This window comes from Microbacterium sp. LWH13-1.2, from assembly GCF_038397735.1.
In the GTDB taxonomy this organism is placed as follows: Bacteria; Actinomycetota; Actinomycetes; order Actinomycetales; family Microbacteriaceae; genus Microbacterium.
The window spans coordinates 2,949,409-2,974,390 of the sequence record NZ_CP151635.1; the positions used below are offsets into that span (position 1 = coordinate 2,949,409).

Annotated in this window: 29 protein-coding genes; 18 read left to right on the plus strand and 11 right to left on the minus strand. The window is 68.7% G+C overall.

The genetic code is table 11. The features are described 5' to 3' along the window. Nucleotides 1-5 precede the first annotated feature (5 nt). The 4 genes from rbsD (at nucleotide 6) to MRBLWH13_RS14190 (ending at nucleotide 3,357) form a co-directional block, all read left to right on the plus strand. On the plus strand, nucleotides 6-410 hold the full coding sequence (gene rbsD, locus MRBLWH13_RS14175) for a D-ribose pyranase (RefSeq protein WP_056313840.1): 405 nt from the start codon (nucleotides 6-8) through the stop codon (nucleotides 408-410). A gap of 1 nt (nucleotide 411) precedes the next feature. Next, nucleotides 412-1,215, plus strand: a complete 804-nt coding sequence (locus tag MRBLWH13_RS14180) for a GntR family transcriptional regulator (protein ID WP_341955593.1) — start codon at nucleotides 412-414, stop codon at nucleotides 1,213-1,215. Nucleotides 1,216-1,276: 61 nt separating this feature from the next. Further along, complete coding sequence (locus tag MRBLWH13_RS14185) at nucleotides 1,277-2,278, plus strand: hypothetical protein (RefSeq protein ID WP_341955594.1); 1,002 nt, start codon at nucleotides 1,277-1,279, stop codon at nucleotides 2,276-2,278. Between the two features lie 20 nt (nucleotides 2,279-2,298). Beyond that, on the plus strand, nucleotides 2,299-3,357 hold the full coding sequence (locus MRBLWH13_RS14190; RefSeq protein WP_259161651.1) for a PLP-dependent cysteine synthase family protein: 1,059 nt from the start codon (nucleotides 2,299-2,301) through the stop codon (nucleotides 3,355-3,357). Nucleotides 3,358-3,396: 39 nt separating this feature from the next. Here the strand turns inward: MRBLWH13_RS14190 and MRBLWH13_RS14195 are convergent, their stop codons facing one another. Both MRBLWH13_RS14195 and MRBLWH13_RS14200 read right to left on the minus strand, forming a co-directional pair. Further along, nucleotides 3,397-3,738, minus strand: coding sequence for a hypothetical protein (locus MRBLWH13_RS14195; protein WP_341955595.1), 342 nt, complete (start codon nucleotides 3,736-3,738; stop codon nucleotides 3,397-3,399). Next, nucleotides 3,739-4,596, minus strand: a complete 858-nt coding sequence (locus MRBLWH13_RS14200; protein ID WP_341955596.1) for a hypothetical protein — start codon at nucleotides 4,594-4,596, stop codon at nucleotides 3,739-3,741. It lies immediately after the preceding gene. Nucleotides 4,597-4,666: 70 nt separating this feature from the next. On the opposite strand from MRBLWH13_RS14200, the gene MRBLWH13_RS14205 reads away from it, so the two are divergent. Genes MRBLWH13_RS14205 through MRBLWH13_RS14215 form a run of 3 tightly spaced genes read left to right on the plus strand, consistent with a single transcriptional unit; the run spans nucleotide 4,667 to nucleotide 6,348 of the window. Continuing rightward, complete coding sequence (locus MRBLWH13_RS14205) at nucleotides 4,667-5,179, plus strand: ACT domain-containing protein (RefSeq protein WP_341955597.1); 513 nt, start codon at nucleotides 4,667-4,669, stop codon at nucleotides 5,177-5,179. A gap of 24 nt (nucleotides 5,180-5,203) precedes the next feature. Then, on the plus strand, nucleotides 5,204-5,851 hold the full coding sequence (locus MRBLWH13_RS14210; protein ID WP_341955598.1) for a class I SAM-dependent methyltransferase: 648 nt from the start codon (nucleotides 5,204-5,206) through the stop codon (nucleotides 5,849-5,851). A 53-nt stretch (nucleotides 5,852-5,904) separates the two neighbouring features. Next, nucleotides 5,905-6,348, plus strand: coding sequence for a GNAT family N-acetyltransferase (locus tag MRBLWH13_RS14215; RefSeq protein ID WP_341955599.1), 444 nt, complete (start codon nucleotides 5,905-5,907; stop codon nucleotides 6,346-6,348). Between the two features lie 30 nt (nucleotides 6,349-6,378). On the opposite strand, the gene MRBLWH13_RS14220 is transcribed toward MRBLWH13_RS14215, so the two are convergent. Further along, nucleotides 6,379-7,092 carry an FCD domain-containing protein gene (locus MRBLWH13_RS14220; protein WP_341955600.1) on the minus strand — a complete coding sequence of 238 codons (714 nt, stop codon included), beginning with the start codon at nucleotides 7,090-7,092 and terminating at the stop codon, nucleotides 6,379-6,381. A gap of 166 nt (nucleotides 7,093-7,258) precedes the next feature. On the opposite strand from MRBLWH13_RS14220, the gene MRBLWH13_RS14225 reads away from it, so the two are divergent. The 4 genes from MRBLWH13_RS14225 (at nucleotide 7,259) to MRBLWH13_RS14240 (ending at nucleotide 11,743) form a co-directional block, all read left to right on the plus strand. After that, nucleotides 7,259-8,497, plus strand: coding sequence for an aminotransferase class V-fold PLP-dependent enzyme (locus tag MRBLWH13_RS14225; RefSeq protein ID WP_341955601.1), 1,239 nt, complete (start codon nucleotides 7,259-7,261; stop codon nucleotides 8,495-8,497). Nucleotides 8,498-8,573: 76 nt separating this feature from the next. Further along, the gene (locus MRBLWH13_RS14230) at nucleotides 8,574-9,887 is read left to right on the plus strand and encodes a sugar ABC transporter substrate-binding protein (protein WP_341955602.1); all 1,314 of its coding nucleotides are present in this window, start codon (nucleotides 8,574-8,576) and stop codon (nucleotides 9,885-9,887) included. 3 nt (nucleotides 9,888-9,890) lie between these two features. Next, nucleotides 9,891-10,841, plus strand: a complete 951-nt coding sequence (locus MRBLWH13_RS14235) for a sugar ABC transporter permease (RefSeq protein WP_341955603.1) — start codon at nucleotides 9,891-9,893, stop codon at nucleotides 10,839-10,841. Then, on the plus strand, nucleotides 10,838-11,743 hold the full coding sequence (locus MRBLWH13_RS14240) for a carbohydrate ABC transporter permease (RefSeq protein ID WP_200933995.1): 906 nt from the start codon (nucleotides 10,838-10,840) through the stop codon (nucleotides 11,741-11,743). The genes MRBLWH13_RS14235 and MRBLWH13_RS14240 overlap by 4 nt, the downstream gene beginning before the upstream one ends. Nucleotides 11,744-11,805: 62 nt before the next feature. Here MRBLWH13_RS14240 and MRBLWH13_RS14245 read toward each other — a convergent pair whose 3' ends face one another. Then, the gene (locus tag MRBLWH13_RS14245; RefSeq protein ID WP_341955604.1) at nucleotides 11,806-12,819 is read right to left on the minus strand and encodes an aldo/keto reductase family protein; all 1,014 of its coding nucleotides are present in this window, start codon (nucleotides 12,817-12,819) and stop codon (nucleotides 11,806-11,808) included. A gap of 100 nt (nucleotides 12,820-12,919) precedes the next feature. Between MRBLWH13_RS14245 and MRBLWH13_RS14250 the strand changes: the two genes are divergently transcribed. Further along, the gene (locus MRBLWH13_RS14250) at nucleotides 12,920-13,402 is read left to right on the plus strand and encodes a hypothetical protein (protein WP_341955605.1); all 483 of its coding nucleotides are present in this window, start codon (nucleotides 12,920-12,922) and stop codon (nucleotides 13,400-13,402) included. A 27-nt stretch (nucleotides 13,403-13,429) separates the two neighbouring features. On the opposite strand, the gene MRBLWH13_RS14255 is transcribed toward MRBLWH13_RS14250, so the two are convergent. Then, nucleotides 13,430-15,058 (minus strand): DUF4407 domain-containing protein, encoded by a 1,629-nt coding sequence (locus tag MRBLWH13_RS14255; protein WP_341955606.1) that lies wholly within the window; start codon nucleotides 15,056-15,058, stop codon nucleotides 13,430-13,432. A gap of 79 nt (nucleotides 15,059-15,137) precedes the next feature. Then, on the minus strand, nucleotides 15,138-15,707 hold the full coding sequence (locus MRBLWH13_RS14260) for a TetR/AcrR family transcriptional regulator (RefSeq protein WP_341955607.1): 570 nt from the start codon (nucleotides 15,705-15,707) through the stop codon (nucleotides 15,138-15,140). 66 nt (nucleotides 15,708-15,773) lie between these two features. Here MRBLWH13_RS14260 and MRBLWH13_RS14265 point away from each other — a divergent pair, with 66 nt between their 5' ends. Beyond that, a complete protein-coding gene (locus MRBLWH13_RS14265; RefSeq protein ID WP_341955608.1) occupies nucleotides 15,774-16,412 on the plus strand; it encodes an NAD(P)H-dependent oxidoreductase in 639 nt (212 codons plus the stop codon). Here MRBLWH13_RS14265 and rlmN read toward each other — a convergent pair. Further along, the gene (gene rlmN, locus MRBLWH13_RS14270; RefSeq protein ID WP_341955609.1) at nucleotides 16,361-17,650 is read right to left on the minus strand and encodes a 23S rRNA (adenine(2503)-C(2))-methyltransferase RlmN; all 1,290 of its coding nucleotides are present in this window, start codon (nucleotides 17,648-17,650) and stop codon (nucleotides 16,361-16,363) included. The genes MRBLWH13_RS14265 and rlmN overlap by 52 nt on opposite strands. 70 nt (nucleotides 17,651-17,720) lie before the next feature. On the opposite strand from rlmN, the gene MRBLWH13_RS14275 reads away from it, so the two are divergent. Genes MRBLWH13_RS14275 through MRBLWH13_RS14290 form a run of 4 tightly spaced genes read left to right on the plus strand, consistent with a single transcriptional unit; the run spans nucleotide 17,721 to nucleotide 20,322 of the window. Then, a complete protein-coding gene (locus MRBLWH13_RS14275) occupies nucleotides 17,721-18,275 on the plus strand; it encodes a ribosomal protein L7/L12 (RefSeq protein WP_341955610.1) in 555 nt (184 codons plus the stop codon). A 53-nt stretch (nucleotides 18,276-18,328) separates the two neighbouring features. Next, nucleotides 18,329-18,967 (plus strand): bifunctional 4-hydroxy-2-oxoglutarate aldolase/2-dehydro-3-deoxy-phosphogluconate aldolase, encoded by a 639-nt coding sequence (locus tag MRBLWH13_RS14280; RefSeq protein ID WP_341955611.1) that lies wholly within the window; start codon nucleotides 18,329-18,331, stop codon nucleotides 18,965-18,967. Between the two features lie 10 nt (nucleotides 18,968-18,977). Then, a complete protein-coding gene (locus MRBLWH13_RS14285; protein WP_341955612.1) occupies nucleotides 18,978-19,568 on the plus strand; it encodes an ankyrin repeat domain-containing protein in 591 nt (196 codons plus the stop codon). A 4-nt stretch (nucleotides 19,569-19,572) separates the two neighbouring features. Further along, complete coding sequence (locus MRBLWH13_RS14290; protein ID WP_341955613.1) at nucleotides 19,573-20,322, plus strand: sulfite exporter TauE/SafE family protein; 750 nt, start codon at nucleotides 19,573-19,575, stop codon at nucleotides 20,320-20,322. A gap of 33 nt (nucleotides 20,323-20,355) precedes the next feature. On the opposite strand, the gene MRBLWH13_RS14295 is transcribed toward MRBLWH13_RS14290, so the two are convergent. The 3 genes from MRBLWH13_RS14295 to MRBLWH13_RS14305 form a co-directional block, all read right to left on the minus strand. Then, on the minus strand, nucleotides 20,356-21,186 hold the full coding sequence (locus MRBLWH13_RS14295; RefSeq protein WP_341955614.1) for an NAD(P)-dependent oxidoreductase: 831 nt from the start codon (nucleotides 21,184-21,186) through the stop codon (nucleotides 20,356-20,358). A gap of 28 nt (nucleotides 21,187-21,214) precedes the next feature. Next, a complete protein-coding gene (locus tag MRBLWH13_RS14300) occupies nucleotides 21,215-21,976 on the minus strand; it encodes an SDR family NAD(P)-dependent oxidoreductase (protein ID WP_341955615.1) in 762 nt (253 codons plus the stop codon). A gap of 165 nt (nucleotides 21,977-22,141) precedes the next feature. Further along, nucleotides 22,142-22,510: a hypothetical protein gene (locus MRBLWH13_RS14305; protein WP_341955616.1), complete on the minus strand. Its 369-nt coding sequence runs from the start codon at nucleotides 22,508-22,510 to the stop codon at nucleotides 22,142-22,144. 397 nt (nucleotides 22,511-22,907) lie between these two features. Between MRBLWH13_RS14305 and MRBLWH13_RS14310 the strand changes: the two genes are divergently transcribed. After that, the gene (locus MRBLWH13_RS14310) at nucleotides 22,908-23,633 is read left to right on the plus strand and encodes an aminoglycoside 3'-phosphotransferase (protein WP_341955617.1); all 726 of its coding nucleotides are present in this window, start codon (nucleotides 22,908-22,910) and stop codon (nucleotides 23,631-23,633) included. Nucleotides 23,634-23,636: 3 nt separating this feature from the next. On the opposite strand, the gene MRBLWH13_RS14315 is transcribed toward MRBLWH13_RS14310, so the two are convergent. Then, nucleotides 23,637-24,968: a hemolysin family protein gene (locus MRBLWH13_RS14315; RefSeq protein WP_341955618.1), complete on the minus strand. Its 1,332-nt coding sequence runs from the start codon at nucleotides 24,966-24,968 to the stop codon at nucleotides 23,637-23,639. Nucleotides 24,969-24,982: the final 14 nt, after the last annotated feature.

A 24,982-nucleotide genomic window follows, 5' to 3' on the forward strand; every position in this document is an offset into this window, starting at 1 on the left:
GCACCATGCGCAAGACAGCGACGACCATCAATCCCGCCCTCTCTCGGGTGATCAGCGAGACCGGGCACACCGATCTGCTGGTCGTCACCGACGCGGGGCTGCCGATCCCGCCGGGGTCAGAGCGCATCGACCTCGCCTACCGTCCGGGTGCGCCCGCCTTCTTCGATGTGCTCGACACCGTGCTCGCCGAGCTGGTCGTCGAGGGCGCGACAGTCTCGGAGGAGGTCGCCGAGAAGAGCCCCGAGGTGCTGGCGGCGCTGCGCGAGCGCTTCGCCGGCGAAGACTTCGAGATCGAGCTCATCCCGCACGTCGAGTTCAAGAAGCTCACGCATTCGGCGCGCGCTTTCGTGCGGTCGGGCGAGTTCACCCCCTACGCCAACGTGATCCTGCACGCGGGAGTGGCGTACTGACATGAACGACTCGATCGACCGCCACTCCGCCGCGCCCATGTACGACCAGCTGCGCCAGCTGATCGTCGAGGGCATCGCCCGAGACGGACTGCAGCCGGGCGACCCGCTGCCGGGAGAGCACCGCCTGTGCGAGCGCTACGGCATCTCGCGCACCGTGGTGCGGCAGGCTCTTGCCCAGCTCGAGCACGAAGGACTCGTCGAGCGGGTCAAGGGCAAGGGCACGTTCGTCTCGCGTCCGCGCACGAGCGAGAGCCTCGTGCACACGTTGATCGGCCTCTACGACGACGTCGAGCGGCGCGGCGGCCACGTGCACAGCGACGTGCTGCGCCATGAGCTGACCGTCGCCGACGACGAGATCGCGGCGGCCCTCGAGGTCGAAGTCGGAGCCCCCGTCGTGGTGCTCGACCGTCTCCGCCATGTCGACGGAGAACCCTGGTCGCTCTCGACGACCTGGATGCCGGATGCCGTCGGCACCGTCACCCTCGACGTCGATCTGTCCGAGGCGTCTCTCTATCGCGTGCTCGCCGACAACGGCATCGTGGCGACGAGCGGTGTGCGATCCGCTGAGGCGACGGTCGCGACGCACGAGCAGGCCCAGCATCTCGGCGTCAGCGCCGGGTCGGCGCTTCTGCGTCTGCGCAGCGTCAGTCGCTCCGCCGACGGCATCCCGATCGAGTACTTCGTCGCGCACCACCGCGGCGATCGCTCGCGTTTCGAGTTCCAGCTGCAGCAGGAGCAGTCGCAGGCATCGCTGCTGCACGTCGACGGCGAGGGAAGCACCTCGCGCGCCGGCACCGTGCGGTAGGCGAGCGAGCTGAGCGACTGAACTCAGCCGAGCGCCTGGGCCGCTAGCCTGAAGGCGGAGCATGCGTCGCATCGGGCGACGTGAGCAGGGGGGCAACACCATGGTCGACGACGCGCACTCGAACGGTTCGGATCCGGATGCTGTCATCCCGCCGCCTCCGGCCGCACCCCCCGGCGACCTGGCGTCCTCCGTTCCGCTGGCGCCGCCCCTGAGCGGACCGCCGGCCCCTTCCGCTCCGCAGCCGCCGGCACCCGGTGGCGCGTACGGACCGCCCGCACCGCCCCTGCCGCCTTACGCTGCGGCTCCGCAGGCCGGACAGTACCCGGCCGGACAGTACCCGGCCGGACAGTACGCGGCCGGGCCGTATCCGGCGCAGCATCCGGCAGGACAGCACCCGACAGGGCAGCCGAGCCCGTACCCGCAGTACCCCGCTCAGCCAGGGCAATACGCGACAGGGCAGCAGCCGTCGGCCCCCTACGGTTCCGAGTACCCCTACCCCGCCGCGGCTCCGAGCCGCCCGTCGCGCTCCGGCAGGACCCTCGGCATCGTCATCGCGTCCGTCGTGGCGTTCGTGTTGATCGTCGTCGTCGGCATCGGGGTCGTGGTGGGCCTGGTGGTGAGCTCGCGTCCCGACCCGATCGCCGCTCCGCTCCCTTCTGTGACGGCCGCTCCCAGCGCGCCCTCCGACGACTCGACGGATGACGAGCCGCCGTCCGACGACGCCGGTGGCGCCGATGCATCCGGCATCGCCGACGTGCTGCAGTCCAAGATCGACGAGTACAAGCAGCTCCGCGACAGCGGGGCTCTGTGGGAGAAGATCCCCGACAGCGAGTTCAACCGCACCGCCGTGTCGGCGTTCCTGTACTTTCTCATCGACATGAAGTCCGCGACCGTCTGGGGCGTCGATGAGGCACAGGCGCAGGAGTATCAGGAGCGCATGGCGATGCTCGAGGAGCTCCTGCTCGCTCAAGAGCCGCTCGGCGACGACATCAAGATCACTCTCGAAGACAAGGTCTTCACGTACGACGGCGAGACGGGCGAGGGCGGCTACACCGCCAAGTAGCGGAGCGTTACGCTCGAAGCATGAGCGACTGGACCAGCACCGCGATCGCCCTGCTGGAAGCCGACGCGAACCGCAGTGCCGACACGCACCTGCACCTCTTCCCGTTGCCGCCCGAGTGGGGCATCGATCTGTACCTCAAGGACGAGTCGGTGCATCCGACCGGCTCGCTCAAGCACCGCCTCGCCCGCTCGCTCATCCTCTACGGGCTCGTGAACGGCCGCATCACCGAGCACTCGACGCTGGTCGAGTCGTCGAGCGGCTCGACCGCCGTCTCTGAGGCGTACTTCGCGCGGATGCTGGGGCTGCCGTTCGTCACCGTCGTGCCGCGATCGACGAGCCAGGAGAAGATCGACCTCATCGAGTTCTACGGCGGACGCTGCCACTTCGTCGACCGCGCAGAGGACATGTCACCCGAGGCACAGCGCCTGGCCTCAGAGTGCCACGGGCACTACCTCGACCAGTTCACGTACGCCGAGCGCGCGACCGACTGGCGGGGCAACAACAACATCGCCGAGAGCGTGTTCAGCCAGCTGTCGCAGGAGCGGCATCCGATCCCCCGCTGGATCGTCGTCGGCGCCGGCACCGGCGGTACGAGCGCGACGTTCGGCCGCTATGTGAAGTACCGCCGCCACGAGACCCAGATCGCGGTCGTCGACCCCGAGGGCTCGGCGTTCTACGACGGGTGGGCCGGCACGGTCGATCCGCCCGCCGGTCGACCCAGCCGCATCGAGGGCATCGGCCGGCCCCGCGTCGAGGCCTCGTTCGTGCCGACGGTGATCGACGAGATGATCCGCGTGCCGGACGCAGGCTCGATCGCCGCGATCCGGATGCTGCGCGAGCGCACGCTGCACCTCGCCGGCGGCTCGACCGGCACCAACCTGTACGGGGCGTTCCAGCTGATCGCGCGCATGCGCGCGGCGGGCGAGACCGGCAGCATCGTCACGCTCATCTGCGACAGCGGCATCCGCTACGCCGGCACGTACTTCAACGACGAGTGGGTCGCGGAGCAGGGCTGGGACCTCGCCCCGCACCGCGCCCGCCTCGACCACCTGCTCGAGACCGGGGTGTGGGTCGACTGACCGCGTCGCGCTCCACGACGCCAGCCGGAAGCGCCGCCCTCACGCGGTGACGTAACCGCCCGAAGAGCTGTCGCCGCTGAGGCGATAGAGCGGAGCGCTCCCCGCCCCGCCCGTGCGGCTCCACACGCGCGCCGGTCGCGTCCGCTCGGCATGCGCGTCTCCGTACTCGAGCACCAGCGCGGCCGGGATCCGGCCGTCTGCGCACTCGACGACGACGAAGCTCGGACGGCCGAGTCCTCCGGATTCCACGCGTCCCATGACCCGCGACGGATCGGTGATGCGCGGCGGCGTCGCAAGCAGATCCGACTCGGTGATGTGCTGCACCGCGTGACCTGCGCCGAGTGCGGCGACCGGAAGCTGAACCATCGAGGCGATCGCCACTCAGATCACGCTCACGGACGCGTCATGCTCCGCAGAACGTTCTCGCAGGGCCTCGGCCCACGCCTTCATATCCGCGAGGCCGTGTTCATCGAGATAGGTCCGGACGACGTCGTGGACGAGCCGGATCTGCGCTTCGGACCCCATCGCGGCCTGCATCATGTCGACTGTCGGGGTCGGCGCTCCGTCGATTCGCTCCAGCGCTTCGCGAACGATGCGCTCGCGCCCCGCGCGCCCCATCGATCGATCCATCGGCAGTGATCGGCTATCTTTGGCGTGTTCGTGACTCATGTGAGCCTCCTCAGTCAGGGGTGGTGGTGCTTCACGGACAGTGGTGCCGGGGCTGCAACCCCGGCACCACGTCGTCCCTCCAGCGTACCTTGTTTTGAATGACTCAAAACAACTCACCACGCCTGAGAGGCGAGAATCGTCAGTCGCGCGCCTTCGGCCGAGCGCGGCGGGCGGCGGCGATCTCCGTGTACCGTCCGCGAGGGCTTCCCCGGTGAATCGATACCCGTCGAAGCTGCGCCCCCAGACGGGCAGCGACAGCGGGAACACGAGACGAGCGGCGAAATGCTCGACATGGAAGGAGTTGCGGGGGATGTCCTGCACCGGCGTCTCACTCCTACGGGTGTGCGTGTAGCCGTCGTAGTCGTCGACCAGCTCTCCGTCTGCCCGATGAAGGGTGTAGACCAGGTCTCTTGGCGAAGCGTCGATGAGGAAGTGCTCGACCGGCGCGTCGGCCCCCACCCGGAGGGCGACCCGGGCTCGGCACGAGGGAATCAGAGGCCCGGACATCAGCAGAGTCACCCCGCGTACGAAGTGTTCGCTGGTAGGGGTGTCCGCATCCTGTGGCGCCATCCGCCCACACTAGTTGCGCGGCCTTCCGTCTCGAGGGTCCACGCGGGGAGGGTCCGGCTACGCTGGCCGCATGACTACTCTCATCCTCACTGTCGCGGGTGCTGACCGCCCCGGTCTCGTCGCAGCCGTCGCCGACGTCGTCGATGCCCACGGCGGCAACTGGGAGAACAGCTCGCTCGCCGAGCTCGCCGGAACCTTCGCCGGCGTGATCGAGGTCTCGGTCGCCCCCGAGCACTCGGAAGGCCTGCAGACCGCACTCCGCGAGTTGCAGGGCCAAGGGCTCCTGACCCTCGCCGTGCTCACCGGCGCTGCCGCGACCGGCGCCGATGACCAGGTGCTCGAGATCAGCGTGCTCGGCAACGACCGCTCGGGCATCGTTCGCGAGGTGTCGAACGTGCTGAACGCGCATGAGCTCAGCATCGAAGAGCTGGCGACCGAGACCCGGGATGCCGCGATGGCCGGCGGGCGCCTGTTCGAGGCATCCGTGATCGCGCGGGTTCCGGCATCCGTCGACCTCGATGCCCTGCGTCGCGACCTCGAGCGCATCGCCACCGAGATCCAGGTCGACATCACCCTCGCCTGAGTCGCCAGGCCAGAGGCACCGCGCATGGGATTCCTGGCCGCGATCGACCGGGTGAACGCCGCTCACCCGTGGTCGCACAACGACGCGTACGCGGGCTTCGTGCTCAGGCACGCCCGCGCTGTGCGTCGCCAGGGCGGAGACACCGCTGTCGATGTGGGCTGCGGCACCGGCAATCTGTTGAGCGCCCTGTCAGAGATCTTCCCCGCCGCGATCGGCATCGACCCTGATCCGGATGCCGCGGCGGCCGCCGTCCGACGATTCACCGGAGATGCGGTGCGGATCGAAAGCCGGACCTTCGGATCCGAACCCCTCGAAGCGTACGACCTGATCACCTTCGTCGCATCCCTTCATCACATGGCCCTGCGCACAGCACTTCAGGATGCTCGCGCGGCGCTGCGCCCCGGTGGCCGCGTGGTCATCGTCGGCGTCGCCAGGGAGACCGCGAAGGACGCCCCGCGTTCCGGGGCGTCGCTGCTGCTGAACCCGCTCGTCGGGCTCGTCCGCCATCCGAAACGTGCGACGCGTCCTCCCGCGCACATGCAGGCTCCGATCGCGCACCCCGACCAGAGCTTCGACGAGATCCGCGCGATCGCCAGCGAAGAGCTCCCCGGCATCCGAATGAGGCGCCGCCTGTTCTGGCGATACACCGCCTCCTGGGAGGCACCCCGCTGACGCGACCCCAGGCCCCGCCCGACTCGGGCCACGCCGTCGAATAGGCTCCGGACATGGCCGACGGAATCAGCATCTCGATCGCGGACCGCCTCACAGCGGATGACCTTCACCGGATCGACGCACTTCTCCCTCAGCTCTCGACGACCGCTCGATTCGACTCGGAACGGGTGCTCTCGTTGCTCGAGGCGCAGAACACAGACCTGTTCGTGGCGCGCGCATCCGGCCGGATCGTGGGAATGGCCACCCTCGTGACGGCTCCGCTCATCACCGGATGGCACGGCAGCATCGAAGACGTCGTGGTCGATCAGACCACCCGCGGACGAGGCATCGCACGCCTGCTGCTCGAAACGATCATCGACGAGTCCGAGCAGCGGGGGCTGTCGACACTCGACCTGACGTCCCGGCCGTCTCGCGAATCGGCGTTGCGTCTCTACGAGTCCGTCGGCTTCGTCCGCCGGAACACGAATGTGCTGCGCTTCGCGCCGCAGGAAGACTGAATCGAGGCGAGCCTCGCGACCCCGCGGAACTCAGTCCGGCTCGACGGCCGACCTCTCGGCGACGATGTCGGTCTCGGTGTAGCGCCGCACCCAGTACTCGGTCTGCGCGACGTGAGCGGAAGCCGCCGCCGATGCCGCTACCGGATCCGCCGCCGCGAGTCCGCGGAGGATCGCCCGGTGCCCTGCGTCCGAGTGGAGCTTGAGCTCGGCGGCATCCGCGGCATCCGGAATCCGATAGGCCCGCGACCGTGAGCGCAGCACGTCGATGAGGCTCGTGAGGGCGTCGTTGCCCGCGACCTCCGAGATCGTCATGTGAAAGGCGTGGTCGAGGCGCGAGTGATCCTCGAAGTCGTCGCTGGCCTCGATCTCGTCGAGAACTCCGCTGAGCTCCTCGATCGTCGACGCGTCGATGCGGGCCGCGGCGAGCGCGGCCGCGTGCGGTTCGAGCACGCGGCGCAGCTCCGTGAGTTCGAGCACCCCCGCCATGGGCAGAAGGCCGACCGTGAGCGACAGGCTGCCGATCAGGTCGGCGGCGCGCAGCTCGCTGACGTAGCTGCCCGAGCCGTGCCTCGTGTCGAGCACGCCGAGGGCGGCCAGCATCCGGATGGCCTCTCGCAGCGACCCGCGTGAGACTCCGAGCGTCTCGCACAGCTCGCCCTCGCTGGGCAGGCGATCACCGGGGCGCAGAGCACCGTCGGCGATCAGCGTGCGCAGCCCGTGCAGAGCCGTGTCCAAAGCGCTCATGGTCATCCTCCTGACACCGCCCGATCCCCCTGCTGAGTCTGTCGGATGCAGGGCCTTCATCAAATTCGTATGACAACTATGTTTCATCCTCACCTTTTCGTAGCGATTTAGGAACCCATGTGGCAAAGTTGTGCAACAACTCCCCCTGACGCACCGACGAGGACCGATGCCCGCACCAGCTTTTCCCGCACCGCTCACGCTGAACTCGGGCATGCGAGCCCGTGACGCGTGGCCCCTCGATCCCGATGTGATCCACCTCAACCACGGCTCGTTCGGTGCTGTGCCCACGGCCGTCGTCGAGCAGCAGGATGCTCTGCGTCGCCGCGCCGACCTGAGCCCGGTCGAGTGGTTCCCCCGCATCGCCGAGCGGGTGCGCGCCGCCCGCGAGCGCACCGCTCCGTTCGTGGGCGCCTATGCCGAGGACAGCGCCTTCGTGCCCAACGCCTCCGCCGCGGCGACCGTGATCTACAACGCCATGCACCTCGAGCGCGGCGACGAGATCCTCGTCACCGACCAGGGCTACGGCGCGATCACGATGGGCGCGCAGCGCCTGGCACGCCGCTTCGGAGCATCCGTCCGCGCCGTCGAGCTGCCGCTGCTGGCTTCCGACGACGAGGTCGTGCAGCGCTTCGCCGATGCGCTCACCCCGAGCACCCGCCTGATCGTGGTCGACCAGATCACCTCCCCCACCGCACGGATGCTGCCCACCCGCCGCATCGCCGAACTCGCCGCCGAGCGCGGCGTCCGCACGCTCGTCGACGGCGCCCACGCCCCAGGCCTCGTGCCGGATGCCGCCGCGGTCGCCGGCGGCGACTGGTGGTTCGGCAACCTGCACAAGTGGCCCTGCGCCCCGCGCGGCTCGGCGCTTCTCGTCACGAACGCGCCCGACCGCGACGAACTCTGGCCGCTGATCGACTCGTGGGCCGCGAACGAGGCCTACCCCGAGCGCTTCGACACCCAGGGCACGATCGACGCGACGACCTACCTGGCCACGCCCGCCTCGATCGAGTTCATCGAGGCCGAGTTCGGCTGGCACAACACCCGACAGGCGATGGCGCAGATGGCCGATGCCGGTGCCGAGATCATCGCCGAGGGCCTGCGCCCCTACGGCGACGAAGACCCGCTCACCCCGCTGCCCTCGCCCGTGCCGTCGATGCGACTCGTGCGTCTGCCCCTCGGGCTCGGGTCGACCCGCGAAGAGGCCGATGCCCTGCGCATGGACCTGCTCGACGAGACCGGCGTCGAGACCGCGTTCACGAGCTTCCGCGGAATCGGGTACTTCCGCCTGTCGGCGCACCTGTACACCGAGGCCTCGGACTTCGAGACCTTCGTCGAGCGCTGCATCCCGCAGATCCTCCGCCGAGCCGGAATCCGCACCGGCGCCGACTCCCTCATCATCCCCTGACCCGCTCCAGCCCGACCCACCACCATCACCACCCGATCCACCACACCCACCACCATCACCAACTGAGAGGCACCTCGTGAAGAAGAACAGAATCTTGACGACCGCCGCGGGAATCGGCACCGTCGCCGCACTCGCGCTCACCGGCTGTTCCGCAGGCGGCGGCGAATCCGCCGACGGCACCGTCACCCTGCAGATGGTCGAGAGCCTGACCAACCCTGCGCGCACCGACCTGCTGCGCGGCCTGCTCGACGAGTTCGAGGCCGACAACCCCAAGATCAAGGTCAACCTCGTCTCGCCGCCGACCGAGCAGGCCGATGCGAAGATCCAGCAGATGCTGCAGTCCGGAAAGGGCGTCGACGTCCTCGAGGTCCGCGACATCACGGTCGGCCCGTTCGCGAACAACGGCTGGCTGCACGACATCTCAGGCGATCTCGAGAAGTGGGACGGCTGGGATGCTCTGACCGACAACGCGCAGTCCGCCTCGGTGGCCGCCGACGGCAAGAGCTACTTCGTGCCCTACGGCTTCTACGGCCTGTCGCTCTTCTACCGCACCGACCTGGTCGAGGAGGCCGGCTTCGACGGCCCGCCGCACAGCTGGAAGGACCTGCTCGAGCAGGCCAGCGCCATCCAGGACCCCTCGAACAACATCTACGGCTACGCGTTCCGCGGTGGCGCGAACGCGAACAGCAACGTCGTCGCGGCGATCGAGGCGTACACGATCGACGGCCTCGACGTCGATGACGCATTCCTGATGGAGGACGGCTCGACGATCTTCGCCGCCCCGGAGGCTCAGGAGGCCGTCGACGACTACTTCGACCTCTTCACGGAGGCGTCCCCGCCCTCGGCCGTCTCGTGGGGCTACCCCGAGATGGTCGCCGGCTTCACCAACGGCACCACCGCGTTCCTGTTGCAGGACCCCGAGGTCATCGCCACGGTGCAGGACTCGTCGCTGACCGAGGACCAGTGGGACACCGCTCCGCTGCTCGTAGGCCCCTCGGGCAAGGCCGCGCAGCCGCTGGCCGTCGCCGGCTGGGGCGTCGCCGAGAACAGCGAGCATCAGGATGCCGCAGTGAAGCTCGTCGAGTTCCTCTCGTCGGCCGAGCCCGCCACCGAGTTCGCGCAGGCGAACAGCCTCGTGCCGATCATCTCGGAGGCGGCGGATGACGAGTTCTACTCGACCGGCCCGTGGACGAGCTACGTGACGATGACCGAAGACCCCGAGACCTACGTCAACGTCAAGCAGCCTCGTGGTGTCAGCTGGTGGACCGAGTGGATCCAGAAGTCCGACCAGGACGTGCAGAACGTGCTGCTGGGCAACATGTCGACCAGCGAGCTGCTCGAGTCGTGGGACACCTTTTGGACCGAGAAGTACGCAGCGGAAAAGGGCTGATCCGTGACTCGGACCACTCTCGAAGGGGGCTCCGTCGGCACCGCCGGCGGGGCCTCCCCGGCATCCCGCCGGCGCCGCCCGTTCCGTGGCCGCCACGCGCTGACGCTGCTGGCCTTCATGGCCCCGGCGATCGTGTTCGTGTGCTGGTTCACCTACTGGCCCATGCTGCAGGGTGCACGCATGGCCTTCCACGACTGGAACCTGTGGGATCTCACGTCTACCCCCTGGGTGGGCTTCGACAACTTCGTCACGGTCTTCCAGGACCCGGCGTTCCCCGTCGTCGCCTGGAACTCGGTGCTGTGGGTCGTCGGGTCGCTCGTGCCGCAGCTCGTGATCGGGTTCCTGATCGCGCTCGCGCTGCGCAAGCGGTTCCGCTTCCGCGGTCTCTATCAGGCGCTCGTGTTCTTCCCGTGGGCCGTCTCCGGCTTCCTGATCGGCATGCTGTTCCGCTGGATGTTCAACGCCGAGTTCGGCGTCGTGAACGACGTGCTCATGAAGGCGGGGCTGATCGATGCCCCGCTCCCCTGGCTGGCCGACCCGAAGCTCGCGATGTTCGCGGTCATCGTGGCCAACATCTGGTACGGCGTGACGTTCTTCGCGATCATGATCCTCGCAGCGCTCCAGTCGGTGCCTGACGAGATGCTCGAGGCCGCGAGCCTCGACGGTGCAGGCAAGGTGCGCCAGCTGTTCTCGATCATCATCCCGTACATCTCGATGACGCTGCTGCTGACGATCCTGCTGCGCATCATCTGGATCTTCAACTTCCCCGACATCATCTACGCGATGACGAACGGCGGACCGGCGAACCAGACGCACATCATCACGACGTGGATGATCAACTACACCCAGCAGGGCAACTACGGCATCGCGAGCGCGATCGGACTCATCGTCGTCGCGTTCCTGTTCGTGTTCTGCGCGTTCTACCTGATGGCGATGCGGAGGGTCCAGCGATGACCATCACCGGAACCACGGTCACCGAGACCCGGCGTCTCACCGTCCCCGACATCGCGAAGGCACCGCGACCGAAGCGCAAGGCGTCGGTCGGCGGCGTCATCCGCGTCGTCGGACTCGGCCTCTGGCTCGTCATCACGCTGTTCCCGCTCTACTGGATCGCGCTGACATCGTTCAAGTCGCCGGGAACGATCAACTCGTTCCCGATCGAGTACTGGCCGAGTGAGCCGTCGTTCGACAACTACGTCAGCCTGTTCCAGCAGAGCTCGTTCGGGGTCTTCCTCGCCAACTCCGCGATCGTGGCGACGATCGCGGGCGCGGTGGCGACGCTGATCGCGCTGCTCAGCGCCTACGTGATCGCCCGCTTCGAGTTCCGCGGCAAGGGCACGGTGCTGGTCGCGTTCCTGCTGACGCAGATGATCCCCGCGTTCATCGCGCTGGGGCCGCTGTATTCGATGATGACCGACCTCGGGCTCGTCGACACCAAGCCCGGCCTGATCCTCGTGTACATCGCGGTCTGTATCCCGTTCTCCACGGTCATGCTCCGCGGCTTCTTCGAGAACGTCCCCGACGCGCTCGAAGAGGCGGCCATGATCGACGGGTGCTCGCGCTTCGGCGCTCTGTTCCGGGTGCTCGTGCCGGTGATGACCCCGGGCATCATCGCGGCGTTCATCTTCAACTTCGTCAACTGCTGGAACGAGCTGTTCCTGTCGGTCGTGTTGATGAACACCGATGCCAACCGCACGGTGCCGTCGGCGCTGAACGGCTTCATCTCGACATTCAACATCGACTGGGGCTCGATGAGCGCCGCAGCCGTGCTGACGATCCTGCCGACCATGGTGATGTTCGCTCTCGCGAGCCGCTGGATCGTGCAGGGACTGACAGCCGGAGCCGTCAAGGAGTAGGTCTCCTCGCACACGACGAAGGCCGCCGTTCATCCCGAACGGCGGCCTTCGTCATGCGGCCATCAGACCAGGCGCGCGTTCGGCGACACCGAGTAGGTGGCCTCGGCGTCGCGGTTGACCGTGTCGCCCAGCGCGGTGTCGATCGCGGCGAGCGTGTCGGCGTCGAGCGTCACACCGGACGCCTTGACCGTGTCGGCGAGCTGCTCGGGACGCGAGGCGCCGACCAGGGCCGCCGCGACGTTCGGATTCTGCAGCACCCATGCGATCGCGAGCTGCGGCATCGAGAGGCCAGCCTCTTCGGCGATCGGCTTCAGCTTCTGCACGGCGGTGAGGATGTCGTCCTTCAGGAAGCTCTTGATGAAGTCCGCGCCGCTGTGCGGGTCGGTCGCGCGCGAGCCGTCGGGGACAGGCTGACCCGGCAGGTACTTGCCCGAGAGCACGCCCTGCGCCATCGGCGACCAGACGATCTGAGAGATGCCGAGCTCTTCGGACGCCGGCACGACCTTGCCCTCGATCACGCGGTGCAGCATCGAGTACTGCGGCTGGTTCGAGATGAGCTGCACCCCGAGCTGCTTCGCGAGAGCGTGGCCCTCGCGAAGCTGCTCCGCCGTCCACTCGGAGACGCCGATGTAGAGGGCCTTGCCCTGACGGACGACGTCGGCGAACGCCTGGAACGTCTCTTCCAGCGGGGTCTCGTAGTCGAAACGGTGCGCCTGGTAGAGGTCGACGTAGTCGGTGCCGAGTCGCGTCAGCGAGCCGTTGATCGACTCGAGGATGTGCTTACGGCTCAGACCGGTGTCGTTCGGGCCCTTGGGGCCGGTCGGGAAGTAGACCTTCGTGAAGATCTCGAGGCTCTCGCGACGCTGGCCCTCGAGCGCCTTGCCGAGCACGACCTCCGCCGCCGTGTTGGCATACGTGTCGGCCGTGTCGAATGTGGTGATGCCGGCGTCGAGCGCCGCATGCACGGTCTTGACGGCGGCGTCGTCGCCGACCTGTGAAGCATGGGTGACCCAGTTGCCGTAGGTGATCTCAGAGACCTTGAGACCGCTGTTGCCGAGATAACGATAGTTGACCATGCGACAACGCTACCGGCGGTCGCAGACACCGGGCCCGGATCTCCGTGACCGGTCAGGTATATCCTTCTGGGACTCTCCCACGGAAGGCAGGCAGGCCGTCATGCGTAGATACTCCCTCCTGCTGCTGCTTGCCGCGGTGACCATCGGGGTCACCGCGTGCACTCCTGCCACCCCCAAGCCGACGGAGACGACGGTGACCGATGGAACCGCAGAGAAGCAGGGCGACGGCGTTCTGCGCACAGACCTCGCTCCCATCGCGAAGCGCTACCCGCAGCTCAGCGCGGCCGAATCGGTCGCGTGGATGGGCGGCACGACCGGGTCGAGTGGGATCGGCCCCACCACATACTGGGTGGATGTCGTCGCGATGCTCCCCGAGTCCGAGATCGAGGCGCTGCGCAGCACCGCCGGTCTCGAGCGGATCGACGCTCCCGTCCTGGTGCCGGGCATGGCTTCCCAGGTGCCCGCGGGATCCTTCGAAGGCTCCGCCGAGCTGGACGCCCTGTTCTCGGCCGAGGGCTACAGTGCCTCAGTCGCGATCGATCCCGCTACCCGAACAGTGGTGCTGACCGGCCTCTTCGAGTAGCGGCTACCGGAAGCGGACCCCGCGTCCTCAGACCCGGGGCTCGACCAGCTGCTCCTGCTCCTCGAGCGTCTGGGCCTGCGCACGCTTCTCCGCGAGCTCGCGCTCCTCGGCCTGCGCACGCTCCTGTGCCGCCTGCTCGGCCTCCTTGCGCTCTGCACGCGTCTGCGGTTCAGTCGGCGACGCATCCGCCTGGATGCCCTGCGACTGCACGTTCACGATCGCCGCACGGTCGCGGAAGCCCTCGGCGGTGACCTTGTCGAGCGCGACCTGCTTGCGGATCGCCGCGGCCTTCTCGTAGAGCGACGGGTCGCCGTAGGACGTGAGCACCTTCACGAGCACCGGAAGCAGCTCGATCATGAAGAACAGCGCCGCGATCAGGATGTGCGCCCAGAGGATCGTGGGCTCCTTCTCGCTGAGCCTGTTCAGCCCGCTGATCTGGCTGAGCAGTCCGATCGCCCCTGCATTGCCGGATGCCACGGACTCGGCACGCGCGTTGTAGGCGGCGAGCGCGGTGTCGTAGCTGTCACGCGCGGCGGGGAGCTGCGACTGCGCCTCCTCGCGGTTCTGCGTCTCGGAGGTGCTGGTGTTCTCCTTCGCGGCGGTACCCGCAGCGGCGAGCTCCTCGTTGGCCGTGCGCAGCTGGGCGGCGAGCGCGTCGTAGGTCTGCTGCGCCTCGGCGAGCTGGGCCTGGGCGGCATCCGAGCTCGCGCCCTCGCCGTTCACGCCGGTGCAGCCGGGCACGGTGCCCGCACCTTCACCCGTCAGCTCGCACTGGTACAGCACGCGCGCCTGGTCGATGACGCCCTGCTGGGCTGTCATCTTGGCGGTGAGGTCGTCGACCGTGGCCTGGGCTGCGGACTCGCTCGCGGAGGACGAGTCGGTGCCTGCGACGATGCCCGTGGCCGCCTGGTTCTCGAGCTCGGCGACGCGGTCGGATGCCGCGTCCAGCGCCTTCTTCTCGGGGCCCGTCTCGAGCGCATCCTGATCGGCCTGCGCCTGCGTGATGTTGGTCGATGCGACTTCGCGCGCGATGTCGTTGTGGAAGATCTGCAGCACGAGCGGCTCGGCGACGACGAAGCCGATGATCGCGGCCATGATCACACGCGGGATGGCGAGGCCGATGAGCCGCCAGACGTTGCGGGTCGACGACATGGTCGAGGTGAGGAAGCGGTCGAGGTTGAAGATGATCAGCGCCCACACGATCGCGAGCGGCACGGCCAGCCAGATCGCGGCCTGCACACCCGTGGTCAGCGCGAACAGCATCGAGATGGCCGAGACCAGCGCGGTGCCGGCGAGCACGAAGAACATCTGCACGAACCGCGGGGTCTCACCGGGCACGCGGTCGAGGATCTCACCTTCGGCCCCACCGAGGATCGCGAGCTTCCGCAGACGCGAACCAGGCACGCGGGGAGTGCGCTCGCGCGGCTGGCGACGCGGCTTCGGCTCACGCACCGGCGTGACGGGCGCCGCGGCATCCTGCCCACCTTCTGCGTCGAGCGGGGTGGAGTCGACCGGCTCCGGCGCCTGCAGATCGGCACCCGTGGGCTCGTATGCCCGCAGGAAGTCGAGGTCGTCCGTGTCAGCGTTCGGGTCGCTGTCGAGGATGATCCGACCCTGCGAATCGAACCGTCCGGGGCGGTGAGCGGAATAGGGCATTCCGACAATCTACGAAAGGTCGCCTGTGGATAACGTGCACGAACCCTGTGTCTCCGCCTCTGCTGTGCTCTGAGAAGGGTCAGCGAGGGAGCATGCGGGTGATCGTATCGGCACTCGCGGCGAGCGCGTCGTCGAGCGAGAAATGCCCTGCGGCGCACAGGGTTCCGAGACCGTGCACGAGCCCCCAGACGCCGGTGACGCCGCTCTCGCTGTCGAGTCCTGCGGCGACGGATGCGGCCGACAGCAGCTCTTCGAGCTCGACGATCAGCGGCGCCATGGTCTCGCTCGGCTCACCGGGGATGCACACGGTCGGATCGTAGATCACGTCGAAGCCGTGCGGATGCTCGACCGCGAAGCGGATGTAGGCGGCTCCGCCCTCGATCGCGGCGGATGCGGGGCCGGAGGCGCCCTCGATCGCGGTGCGCACGGCCGTGACCAGGTCGGCCATGCTCCGCTCGGCGAGCACCTTGAGCAGGCCCCGACGGTCGGAGAAGTGGTGATACGGCGCGTTGTGACTCACGTCGGCGGCGCGGGCGACCTCGCGCAGGCTGATCTCGCCTGCGGGCTTCTCTGCGAGCAGCTGCATCGCCGCCGCCTCGAGAGCGTGGGCGAGGTCACCGTGGTGATAGCCGGATCGGGAACTTGACACAAGCAACATTGTTGCCTATCTTGACAGTGTCCACCAGTTCTTGACACTGTCAACATAGGAGTCCGCATGTCTTCCGCCCTGATCATCGACGACCACCCGGATGCCCGGTCCCTCACCGCAGAACTCGCTCGACGCTATGCCGCGGCACACGGCGACGCCCGCGTCCTCGCCCTGCGCGATCTCGACTTCGATCCGTCGCTGCGCTTCGGCTACCGCGAGCGGATGCAGCTCGAGCCCGACCTGATCGACGCCAAGCGCGCGCTGGCCGAAGCGCAGACGGTCGTGGTGTTCACGCCGCTCTGGTGGGGGTCGGTGCCCGCACTACTGAAGGGCTTCTTCGATCGGGCGCTGCTGCCGCAGCAGGAGTACCGCTACTCGAAGCTCGGCATGCCCGAGGGGCTGCTGACCGCAGCGAACGGCCGCCTGTTCCTGCTGGCGGACACCCCGTGGTTCCTCACGCCCTTCACCGGGCTGCCGGCGCAGACGCACGTCGCGCGAGGGACTCTGCGGTTCTGCGGCATCCGCCGGGTGCGCACCACCCGGATGCTCGGCGTCAAGGACGCGAGCCCCGCGCGCATCGAGTCGTGGCTGTCGCGCGCAGAGTCCCTCGGTCGTCGAGACGGCCTCCGCGATCGGAGCGGTGTCGCCGAGCCTCAGGCCATCGCGGCGGAGGCAGCCTCGTCTTCGGTCGTCGCGACGAGCTGACCGCATGCTCCGTCGATCTCCTTGCCGCGGGTGTCGCGGAGGGTCGTCGGGATGCCGGCGTCGTTGAGCCGGCGCACGAACTCGTTCTGCACCGCGGGCTCGGACGACGTCCAGATCGAGCCGGGCGTCGGGTTCAGCGGGATCGGGTTGACGTGCACCCAGCCGCGACCGCGCTCGTTGAGCTTGTCGGCGAGCAGGTCGGCCCGCCAGGCATGGTCGTTCATGTCCTTGATCAGCGCGTACTCGATCGAGACACGGCGGCCGGTCTTGGCGTAGTAGTCATAGGCGGCGTCGAGCGCCTCGTCGACCTTCCAGCGCGAGTTCACCGGGATGAGCTCGTCGCGCAGGTGATCGTCCGGTGCATGCAGCGACAGCGCGAACGTGACGGGGATGCCCTCATCGGCGAGCTTCTTGATCGCCGGCACGAGTCCGACGGTCGACACCGTGATGCCTCGGGCGCTCATGCCCAGGCCGTCGGGCTGCGGCGCGACCATCGAGCGCACGGCGTCCATCACGCGCTTGTAGTTGGCGAGCGGCTCGCCCATGCCCATGAAGACGATGTTCGACACGCGCTCCATCGAGTGGTCGTCGGCCTTCTTGCCGCCGAGGCCGCCGTCGGCGATCAGACGGTTGGCACGGACGATCTGCTCGATGATCTCGGCGGTCGACATGTTGCGGGTGAGACCCGCCTGACCCGTGGCGCAGAACGGGCAGTTCATGCCGCACCCGGCCTGCGACGACACGCACAGGGTGATGCGACCGGGATAGCGCATGAGCACCGACTCGACCAGGGCGCCGTCGTGCAGGCGCCACAGGAACTTGATCGTGTCTCCGCGGTCGGTCTCGAGACGACGCACCTCGGTGAGCAGCGGCGGCAGCATGCCTGCGACGAGCTGCTCGCGGGTGTCGGCCGGGAGGTCGGTCATCTCGGCGGCATCCGACGTGTAGTGGCGGAAGTAGTGGGTCGAGAGCTGCTTCGCTCGGAATCCGGGCAGGCCCAGCTCCTTGACCTTCTCGACGCGCTCAGCCGGGGTGAGGTCGGCGAGGTGCACCGGCGGCTTGCCGCGCTTGGGGCTCGCGAACTGCAGCAGCGGCCGCCCCTCGGCGTCCTTCTGCTGGGTCCAGCCCTCTGTCGCGGGGCGCACCTGCGGAGTGCCGGTGGAGCGGATGGCCCCCGAACGGGACGACGCGGGTGCCGTGGCGGGGCGCGTCTCGCGCGTGCGGGGAGTCTCGGTCATATCTCCAGGGTACGCGGTGCCGGGTGGGAAGGCCCTGGGGCGGGAGCGCACGCGTCCCTAGACTGAGCGGATGGACATCATCCTCGCTCTCGGCGGAGTCATCCTCGTCGTCGCCGTCGGCGTGGTGGTCATCGGCGCCGCACTGCGTTCGATGCGCCCCAAGGCCCCGGAGCCGCACGTGTTCACCCCGTCGCCGACGATGGCCCGCTCGGTCGCCTCCTCCTCCACATCCACCGCCGCCGCCTCGCAGCTGACGCCCGCCGCGATCGCCGAGATCGACCGGCTCGTCGCCGCGGACAGGAAGATCCAGGCCATCAAGCTCTACCGTCAACACACCGGCGTGCGCCTGCAGGAGGCGAAGGATCGGATCGACCACTGGTCGGTCAGCACCACGGCACCGCACCTCGCTGCGGTCTCGAACGCCGCGGCGGCCCACTCGTCGATCACGGCCACGCCGTCGTCCGTGCGCGGCGCACTCCCGGCATCCGTCGCGGCAGAGGTCGACCGCCTCGTCGCCGCCGATCAGAAGATCCACGCGATCAAACTGGTGCGCGAGCACACGGGCCTCGGGCTCAAGGGCTCGAAGGACGTCGTCGAGGCCTGGCCGCATCCGCGCCACTTGTAATTACAGGTTGCGGTCCGGGAGAATGGGACGAACCCCACCCGAAGGAGCCCTCGATGCCCGACCGTCTCTCCCGCGCCTGTGCCACCGGAGTCCTCGCTGTGCTGCGCGCGCCGTCGCCCGAGCTCGCACTCGAGGCCTCTGAGGCGATCATCCGCGGCGGCGTGACCGGCATCGAGGTCACGTTCTCGACACCCGACGCGCCCGCGGTGATCCGCGAGCTGATCGCCCGCCACGGCGATGCCGCCTACATCGGAGCAGGCACGGTCACGACCGCCGAGCAGGCCGCACTCGCCGCCGACGCCGGCGCGGAGTTCCTCGTGAGCCCGGGCACCCTGCCCGCGCTGACCCGCGCGATGCTCGACACCGGCCGCGTCGTGATGACCGGCGCCATGACCCCGACCGAGGTCATGGGCGCGCTCGAGCTCGGCGTCGACGTGGTCAAGATCTTCCCGGCCTCCCTCGGCGGCCCCTCCTACCTCGGTGCGCTGCGCGGGCCGTTCCCGGATGCGCCGTTGATGCCGACCGGCGGCGTCAGCCCCGACAACCTCGCCGACTGGTTCCGCGCCGGAGCCGTCGCGGTGGGTGCGGGCGGCGACCTCGCCAACGGCGCATCGCTCGCGGCATCCGACTGGGCCGACATCGAGCAGCGTTCGGCGCGATTCGCCGCGGCACTCGCAGCGACCCGCGGCTGAGGAGCACTCCATGTCCGACCGCACCCGTGATCTCTTCGACGCCGCATCGGCAGGTGACGCGGATGCCGTGCGCACCGCCCTCGACGCCGGTGCCGACATCGAGGCGCGTGGTGACGGCGGCATGACCGCACTCGTCGCCGCGACCAAGGCGAACAACGTCGACGCGGCCCGGGCGCTCATCGAGGCCGGCGCAGACGTGAACGCCAAGGACGACATCCAGGACTCCGCCTACCTCTATGCGGGCGCCCGGGGTCACGACGCGATCCTGCGGTCGGCTCTCGCGAACGGCGCCGACCTCGCCAGCACGAACCGCTTCGGAGGCACGGCGCTGATCCCGGCATCCGAGCGCGGGCTGCTGTCGACCATCGACATCCTGCTCGAGGCAGGCGTCGACCCGAACCATGTCAACGACCTGAACTGGACGGCGCTGCACGAGGCGATCGTGCTCGGCGACGGATCCGACACCTACGTCGAGGTCGTGCGCGCCCTGATCGATGGGGGTGCCGACATCACGATCCGCGACGGTGACGGCGTGCTGCCCCATGATCTCGCCGCCGCCCGCGGCTACGACGGCATCGCCGCCCTGCTCGAACGCCGATGATCCGGTGATCGAACTCGCACCCCTCGCCTGGGCGGCACTCGGACTCGCGGCCGTCACGATCGGCATCTCGAAGACCGCGCTGCCCGGCGGCAGCATCCTTGCCATCGCCCTCTTCGCCACCGTGCTGCCCGCACGCACGTCGACAGCCGCGATGCTCCTGCTGCTCATCGTCGGCGACGTGTTCGCGCTGGTCACCTATCGCCGCCACGCGCACTGGCCGACCCTGCTGCGCCTCGCGCCCGCGGTCATCGCCGGCCTCGTCGCCGGGTTCGCGTTCCTCGCGCTGGCGGGCGACGGGATCGTCCGTCGCGCGATCGGGGTGATCCTGCTGGCGATGATCGCGGTGACACTGTGGCGACGATGGAGGCAGAACAGGGCGGCTGCCGTGGCACCGACACCGGGCGGCATCGTGCTCTCGGGCGTCTACGGCACGCTCGGCGGGTTCACGACGATGGTCGCGAACGCCGGCGGCCCCGTCATGTCGATGTACTTCCTCGCGACGCGCACACCCGTGCAGGTGTTCCTGGGTACCTCGGCCTGGTTCTTCGCGATCATCAACCTCGTGAAGATCCCGTTCCTCGCGGGCCTCGGCCTGTTCGAGGGACACGTGCTGCTGATGGATGCCGTGCTCGCACCCCTCGTCGTGCTCGGCGCCCTCGTCGGCATCCGCCTGGCGAAGCGCATGAACCAGGTGCTGTTCGACCGGATCGTGATCGTGCTGACGATCGCCGGCGCGGTCTATCTGCTGTTCTGACCGTGGCCCGGCCCGGCCCGGCCAGCCCCCGCCTCAGTCGAGGAAGATGTCCGGGAACAGCCGGTCGTCCGGCGTTCCCGGCACGGCGGCGTAACCCGAGAAGTCGGTCACTCCGTCGGCCTCCAGCACGTCCTCGACGATCAGGGTCTGACCGGTGTACTCCGCCGCGGGCTTGAGCAGCACCGCATAGGCGGCATCCGCATAGATGTCGGGGGTGCGGCTCGCAGCCATGACCTTGTCGCCTCCGAGCAGATTCTGCACCGCCGCGGTGGCGATCGTCGTGCGCGGCCACAGGGTGTTGGCGGCGATGCCGTCGCGGGCGAACTCCGCCGCGAGACCGAGCGTCACCATCGTCATGCCGAACTTCGCCAGCGTGTAACCGGTGTGCGCGCCCAGCCACTTCGGCGTCGGGTTCAGGGGCGGTGACAGCGAGAGGATGTGCGGGTTCTCGGCATCCTTCAGGATCGGGATCGCCGCGCGGGACAGCATGAACGTGCCGCGGACGTTGACGTCCTGCATCAGGTCGTACTTCTTCGCGCCGAGGTCGAGCGAGCGCGAGAGGTCGATGACGCTGGCGTTGTTGATGACGATGTCGATGCCGCCGAACTCGCCCTGCGTCTTGAGGACGGCCTCGGTGATGTCGTCGTCGTCGCGCACGTCGCCGACGATCGGCAGCGCGTGGCCACCGGCGGCACGGATCTGCTCGGCCGCGGAGTGCACAGTGCCCTCGAGCTTGGGGTGCGGGGTGTCGGTCTTCGCGAGCATCGCGATGTTCGCGCCGTCAGCTGCCGCACGCAGCGCGATCGCGAGGCCGATGCCGCGGCTGCCGCCCGACATGAGGATGGTCTTTCCTGCCAGTGACATGGATTCTCCTTGGGTCTGAGGCTGCGGTTTACTTCGGCGCCATACGGATCGCACCGTCCAGGCGGATCGTCTCGCCGTTGAGGTAGCCGTTCTCGACGATCTGCTGAACGAGGGCGGCGTACTCGTCGGGGCGGCCGAGGCGCGAGGGGAAGGGCACCTGCTGGCCGAGCGAGTCCTGCGCGGCCTGCGGCAGCCCCATCAGCATCGGCGTCTCCATGATTCCGGGGGCGATGGTGCAGACGCGGATGCCGTGGCGCGAGAGTTCGCGCGCGACGGGAAGGGTCATGGCGTGCACTCCGCCCTTCGATGCGGAGTACGCGGGCTGGCCGATCTGACCGTCGAAGGCGGCGACGCTCGCGGTGTTCACGATGACGCCGCGGTCGCCGTCGTCGGTCGTGTCGTTCTTCGCGATCACGGCGGATGCCTGCGAGAGGACGTTGAAGGTGCCCACGAGGTTGATGCGCACGATGCGCTCGAAGTCGGCGAGCACGGCCGGGTTGCCCTCGCGGTCGAGGACTTTGGCCGGCGGGGCGATCCCCGCGCAGTTGACCACGATGCGCAGCGGGGCGGCGGCCTGCGCGGCAGCGGCAGCCGCGGCGGCGTCATCCGCACTCGTGACGTCGCCGGCGGTGAACACTCCGCCGAGTTCGGCGGCGATCTCGGCGCCGGCCGAGGAGGGGAGGTCGAGGATGGTGACGACGGCGCCGGCTGCGGCCAGCCGGCGTGCGGTGGCGAGGCCCAGACCGGACGCACCGCCGGTGATGAGAGCGCTCGAGCCCTGGATCTGCATGCGGTTCTCCTTCGAAACGTGTGCGACTCAGTGCCAGTTTAGCTGACTCCGAGTTTCAGTCGATGCGCGGTGGGGTCACGCCCGAGCGCATCGACACCGAGCCTACGCCGCACACGGCGAAGGGGGAGAGCCGCACGGCCCTCCCCCTTCGTCGACGCGTCTCGCTCAGACCTCGATCTGCGCGGCGATGCCCTTCAGCTTGTGGCGGGCGAGAGCGAGGTTCGCCGCTGCCCGACTCAGGACGAGATAGATGAAGAGCCCGTTCGCGCTCTGCGTGTTGAGCACGTTGATCAGGTGGTACTGCGAGCTCAGCGTGATGAGGATGTCGTCGATCTCGTCGGTCACGCCGAGGTCGCGCATGGTCGCCAGCTTCGCGCGCACGACGTTGGAGTTGCCCGCAGCCGCGATGCCCAGATCGAACGACGGATTGCCGCCCTGGGCGAGAGCCATGCCGCTGCCGTAGTCGACGATCGCGGCGCCGGTCGCGCCTTCGATGGCCAGCAGCTGCTGCAGGGCGTCATCAAGTGAACTCATGTTGTACTGCTCCTCTGTGGTGGTGCGTGTGTCCGCGACGGGCTCGTCTGCTGCAGATGTACGGGCCTCCTCGGCCCAGATCCATTCGACGAACCGGTCGAGGTCCCCCTCGTCGGGCTCCCGCGACGGGATCACCGGGGCCCTGGGCAGATCGCCCGCGACGTCCTGAACCGCGTCTGCACCGGCGGCCGCAGGCGGGTTCGACGACGCATCCACGTCACTGCCATGGCGTCGCCACCACTGCGATCGAGACGAAACGCGCACGAAAGACCTCGGTGTATCGATGGGAGAGATGAAGCGGTCGCCGACGGCGACCGGGATCGACACTAACCGGGTCCGAGCCGGCAGAACCGGGAGAATATGTGCATACCGATATACGTTGCAAAGGGGGCGACGCATGAGCATTCCAGACACCGCGATCGAGATCCCGGCGACCGTGCGCATGCTCGCCGGAGACGCCGCGCTGACCCCGGTGTGGCTGAACGGCATCGGCGGACTCACCTTCCGCACCGACGACGGACGGTACATCAAATGGGGGCCGCACGACGCCGAGGCCACCATGCGCGACGAGGCTGAGCGCATGCGCTGGGCCCGGCAGTGGATCACTGTTCCGGAGGTCCTCGAGCAGGGCCAGGATGACGACCACGAATGGCTCATCACCGCAGCGCTCGCGGGTCGCAGCGCGGTGGATCCGCGGTGGGGCGACGACCCGAAGACCGCTGTGCGCGCGGTGGGCATCGCCCTGCGCACGCTGCACGAGTCACTGCCCGTCGACGAATGCCCCTGGACCTGGGACCCGGCGTGGAGGATCGCGAACGCCCGTGAGCGGGGCGTCGCCCTGCCGGACGACCTGCTCACGCCCCCACCCGTCGACCGACTCGTCGTGTGCCACGGCGACGCCTGCATGCCCAACACCCTGCTCGACGAGAACGGTCAGCCGTTCGCCCACGTCGATCTCGCCGCCCTCGGCACCGCCGATCGCTGGGCGGACATCGCCGTCGCCTCGATGAGCACGACCTGGAACTTCGGTCCCGGATGGGAGGACGTGCTCATCGAGGCCTACGGCGCCACCCCGGATCGGGAGCGATTGGCCTACTACCGGCGGCTCTGGAACGAGGGCTGATACTCAGCCGCGCCCCTCAGCGGTCACGCCGGCGTCCGCCGCGGCAGCCGCATCGGCGTCGGTATCCGCATCCTCGTGCAGTGCGACGCGGATCTCTGCGATCCGTCGCCGATCGACTGCCGTCACGCGGATCGTCGCGCCGGGCACCTCGACCGCGTCGCCGACCACCGCGAGGCGTCCGAGCATCTCGGTCACGAATCCGGCGACCGTGTCGGATGCTCCGCGCGGCAGGTCGATGCCGGTGATCTCGGAGAAGTCCTGCAGGTTGAGGCGACCGTCGAGCGCACCGCCGGCATCCGGCATCCGCTCCTCCGTGTCGTACTCGTCGAAGATCTCGCCGACGACCTCCTCCACGAGGTCCTCGAGGGTCACGATGCCGTCGGTGCCGCCGTACTCGTCGACGACCACGGCGATCTGGTGCCCCGCGGCCCGCATGCGGGTCAGAGTCGGCAGCACGCCGGCCGTCGACGGCACGTACTCGACGGGACGCATGAGCCCCAGCACCGCGCGCGTCGCATCGTCGGCGGCGGCCTCGAACAGGTCACGCACGTGCACGAAGCCCACGATGTCGTCGAGGGAGGCGTCGATCACCGGGTACCGCGAGAACGGCAGCTCCCGCACCTGGGCGATCGCATCGGTGAGCGTCGCCGCGCCGTCGAGCGCCACGACCTCGGGGCGGGGCCGCATGACCTCGCTGACCTGGCGGCCGCGTAGCGACAGCACGTCGTCGAGGATCCGGCGCTCGTCGTCGGGCAGGCTCTGGTGCGTCGCGACGATGTCGCGCAGCTCCTCCTCGCTGAGCTCGTCCGCCGCCTTGTGCGGATCGCCGCCCAGCAGGCGCACCATGGCGTTCGTCGACACCGAGAGCAGCCAGATCACCGGGCGCATGACCGTGGCGAAGCCGTCGAGCACCGGTGCGACCGCGTAGGCGAACTGGGCGTTTCGCTGGATTGCGAGGCGCTTGGGCACGAGCTCGCCGAGCACGAGCGACAGGTACGCGATGACCAGCGTCAGCAGCACCGTCGCGAGGGTCATGGCCAGTGGCGCCGCGACCCCGAGGTTCTCGAGAAGCGGGGCGACAGAGGGGGCGATGGACGTCGCACCGTACGCCGCCGAGGCGAACCCGGCGACCGTCACACCGATCTGCACGGCAGAGAGGAAGGTGTTGGGATTGCGGGCGAGGCCCGCGACCTTCTGCCCGCGTCTGCCACGGGCCGCGATCGCGTTGATCTGGCTCTCTCGCAGAGTGACGAGGGCCATCTCGGTCGCGGCGAACACGCCGCCGACGAGGACGAAGACGAACACCAGAGCGATGTTCAGCACGAGATCACCCATCAGCGGGTCACCTC

Coding starts and splice junctions, on each gene's coding strand:
- MRBLWH13_RS14210 (WP_341955598.1), top strand. CDS start 5,204: ATGGGATTCCTGGCCGCGATCGACCGGGTGAACGCCGCTCACCCGTGG.
- MRBLWH13_RS14180 (WP_341955593.1), top strand. CDS start 412: ATGAACGACTCGATCGACCGCCACTCCGCCGCGCCCATGTACGACCAG.
- MRBLWH13_RS14200 (WP_341955596.1), bottom strand. CDS start 4,596: ATGGCGCCACAGGATGCGGACACCCCTACCAGCGAACACTTCGTACGC.
- rlmN (WP_341955609.1), bottom strand. CDS start 17,650: ATGACCGAGACTCCCCGCACGCGCGAGACGCGCCCCGCCACGGCACCC.
- MRBLWH13_RS14225 (WP_341955601.1), top strand. CDS start 7,259: ATGCCCGCACCAGCTTTTCCCGCACCGCTCACGCTGAACTCGGGCATG.
- MRBLWH13_RS14295 (WP_341955614.1), bottom strand. CDS start 21,186: ATGTCACTGGCAGGAAAGACCATCCTCATGTCGGGCGGCAGCCGCGGC.
- MRBLWH13_RS14305 (WP_341955616.1), bottom strand. CDS start 22,510: ATGAGTTCACTTGATGACGCCCTGCAGCAGCTGCTGGCCATCGAAGGC.
- MRBLWH13_RS14240 (WP_200933995.1), top strand. CDS start 10,838: ATGACCATCACCGGAACCACGGTCACCGAGACCCGGCGTCTCACCGTC.
- MRBLWH13_RS14275 (WP_341955610.1), top strand. CDS start 17,721: ATGGACATCATCCTCGCTCTCGGCGGAGTCATCCTCGTCGTCGCCGTC.
- MRBLWH13_RS14215 (WP_341955599.1), top strand. CDS start 5,905: ATGGCCGACGGAATCAGCATCTCGATCGCGGACCGCCTCACAGCGGAT.
- MRBLWH13_RS14220 (WP_341955600.1), bottom strand. CDS start 7,092: ATGAGCGCTTTGGACACGGCTCTGCACGGGCTGCGCACGCTGATCGCC.
- MRBLWH13_RS14265 (WP_341955608.1), top strand. CDS start 15,774: ATGTCTTCCGCCCTGATCATCGACGACCACCCGGATGCCCGGTCCCTC.
- MRBLWH13_RS14205 (WP_341955597.1), top strand. CDS start 4,667: ATGACTACTCTCATCCTCACTGTCGCGGGTGCTGACCGCCCCGGTCTC.
- MRBLWH13_RS14315 (WP_341955618.1), bottom strand. CDS start 24,968: ATGGGTGATCTCGTGCTGAACATCGCTCTGGTGTTCGTCTTCGTCCTC.
- MRBLWH13_RS14285 (WP_341955612.1), top strand. CDS start 18,978: ATGTCCGACCGCACCCGTGATCTCTTCGACGCCGCATCGGCAGGTGAC.
- MRBLWH13_RS14280 (WP_341955611.1), top strand. CDS start 18,329: ATGCCCGACCGTCTCTCCCGCGCCTGTGCCACCGGAGTCCTCGCTGTG.
- MRBLWH13_RS14250 (WP_341955605.1), top strand. CDS start 12,920: ATGCGTAGATACTCCCTCCTGCTGCTGCTTGCCGCGGTGACCATCGGG.
- MRBLWH13_RS14300 (WP_341955615.1), bottom strand. CDS start 21,976: ATGCAGATCCAGGGCTCGAGCGCTCTCATCACCGGCGGTGCGTCCGGT.
- MRBLWH13_RS14245 (WP_341955604.1), bottom strand. CDS start 12,819: ATGGTCAACTATCGTTATCTCGGCAACAGCGGTCTCAAGGTCTCTGAG.
- MRBLWH13_RS14190 (WP_259161651.1), top strand. CDS start 2,299: ATGAGCGACTGGACCAGCACCGCGATCGCCCTGCTGGAAGCCGACGCG.
- rbsD (WP_056313840.1), top strand. CDS start 6: ATGCGCAAGACAGCGACGACCATCAATCCCGCCCTCTCTCGGGTGATC.
- MRBLWH13_RS14185 (WP_341955594.1), top strand. CDS start 1,277: ATGCGTCGCATCGGGCGACGTGAGCAGGGGGGCAACACCATGGTCGAC.
- MRBLWH13_RS14255 (WP_341955606.1), bottom strand. CDS start 15,058: ATGCCCTATTCCGCTCACCGCCCCGGACGGTTCGATTCGCAGGGTCGG.
- MRBLWH13_RS14310 (WP_341955617.1), top strand. CDS start 22,908: ATGAGCATTCCAGACACCGCGATCGAGATCCCGGCGACCGTGCGCATG.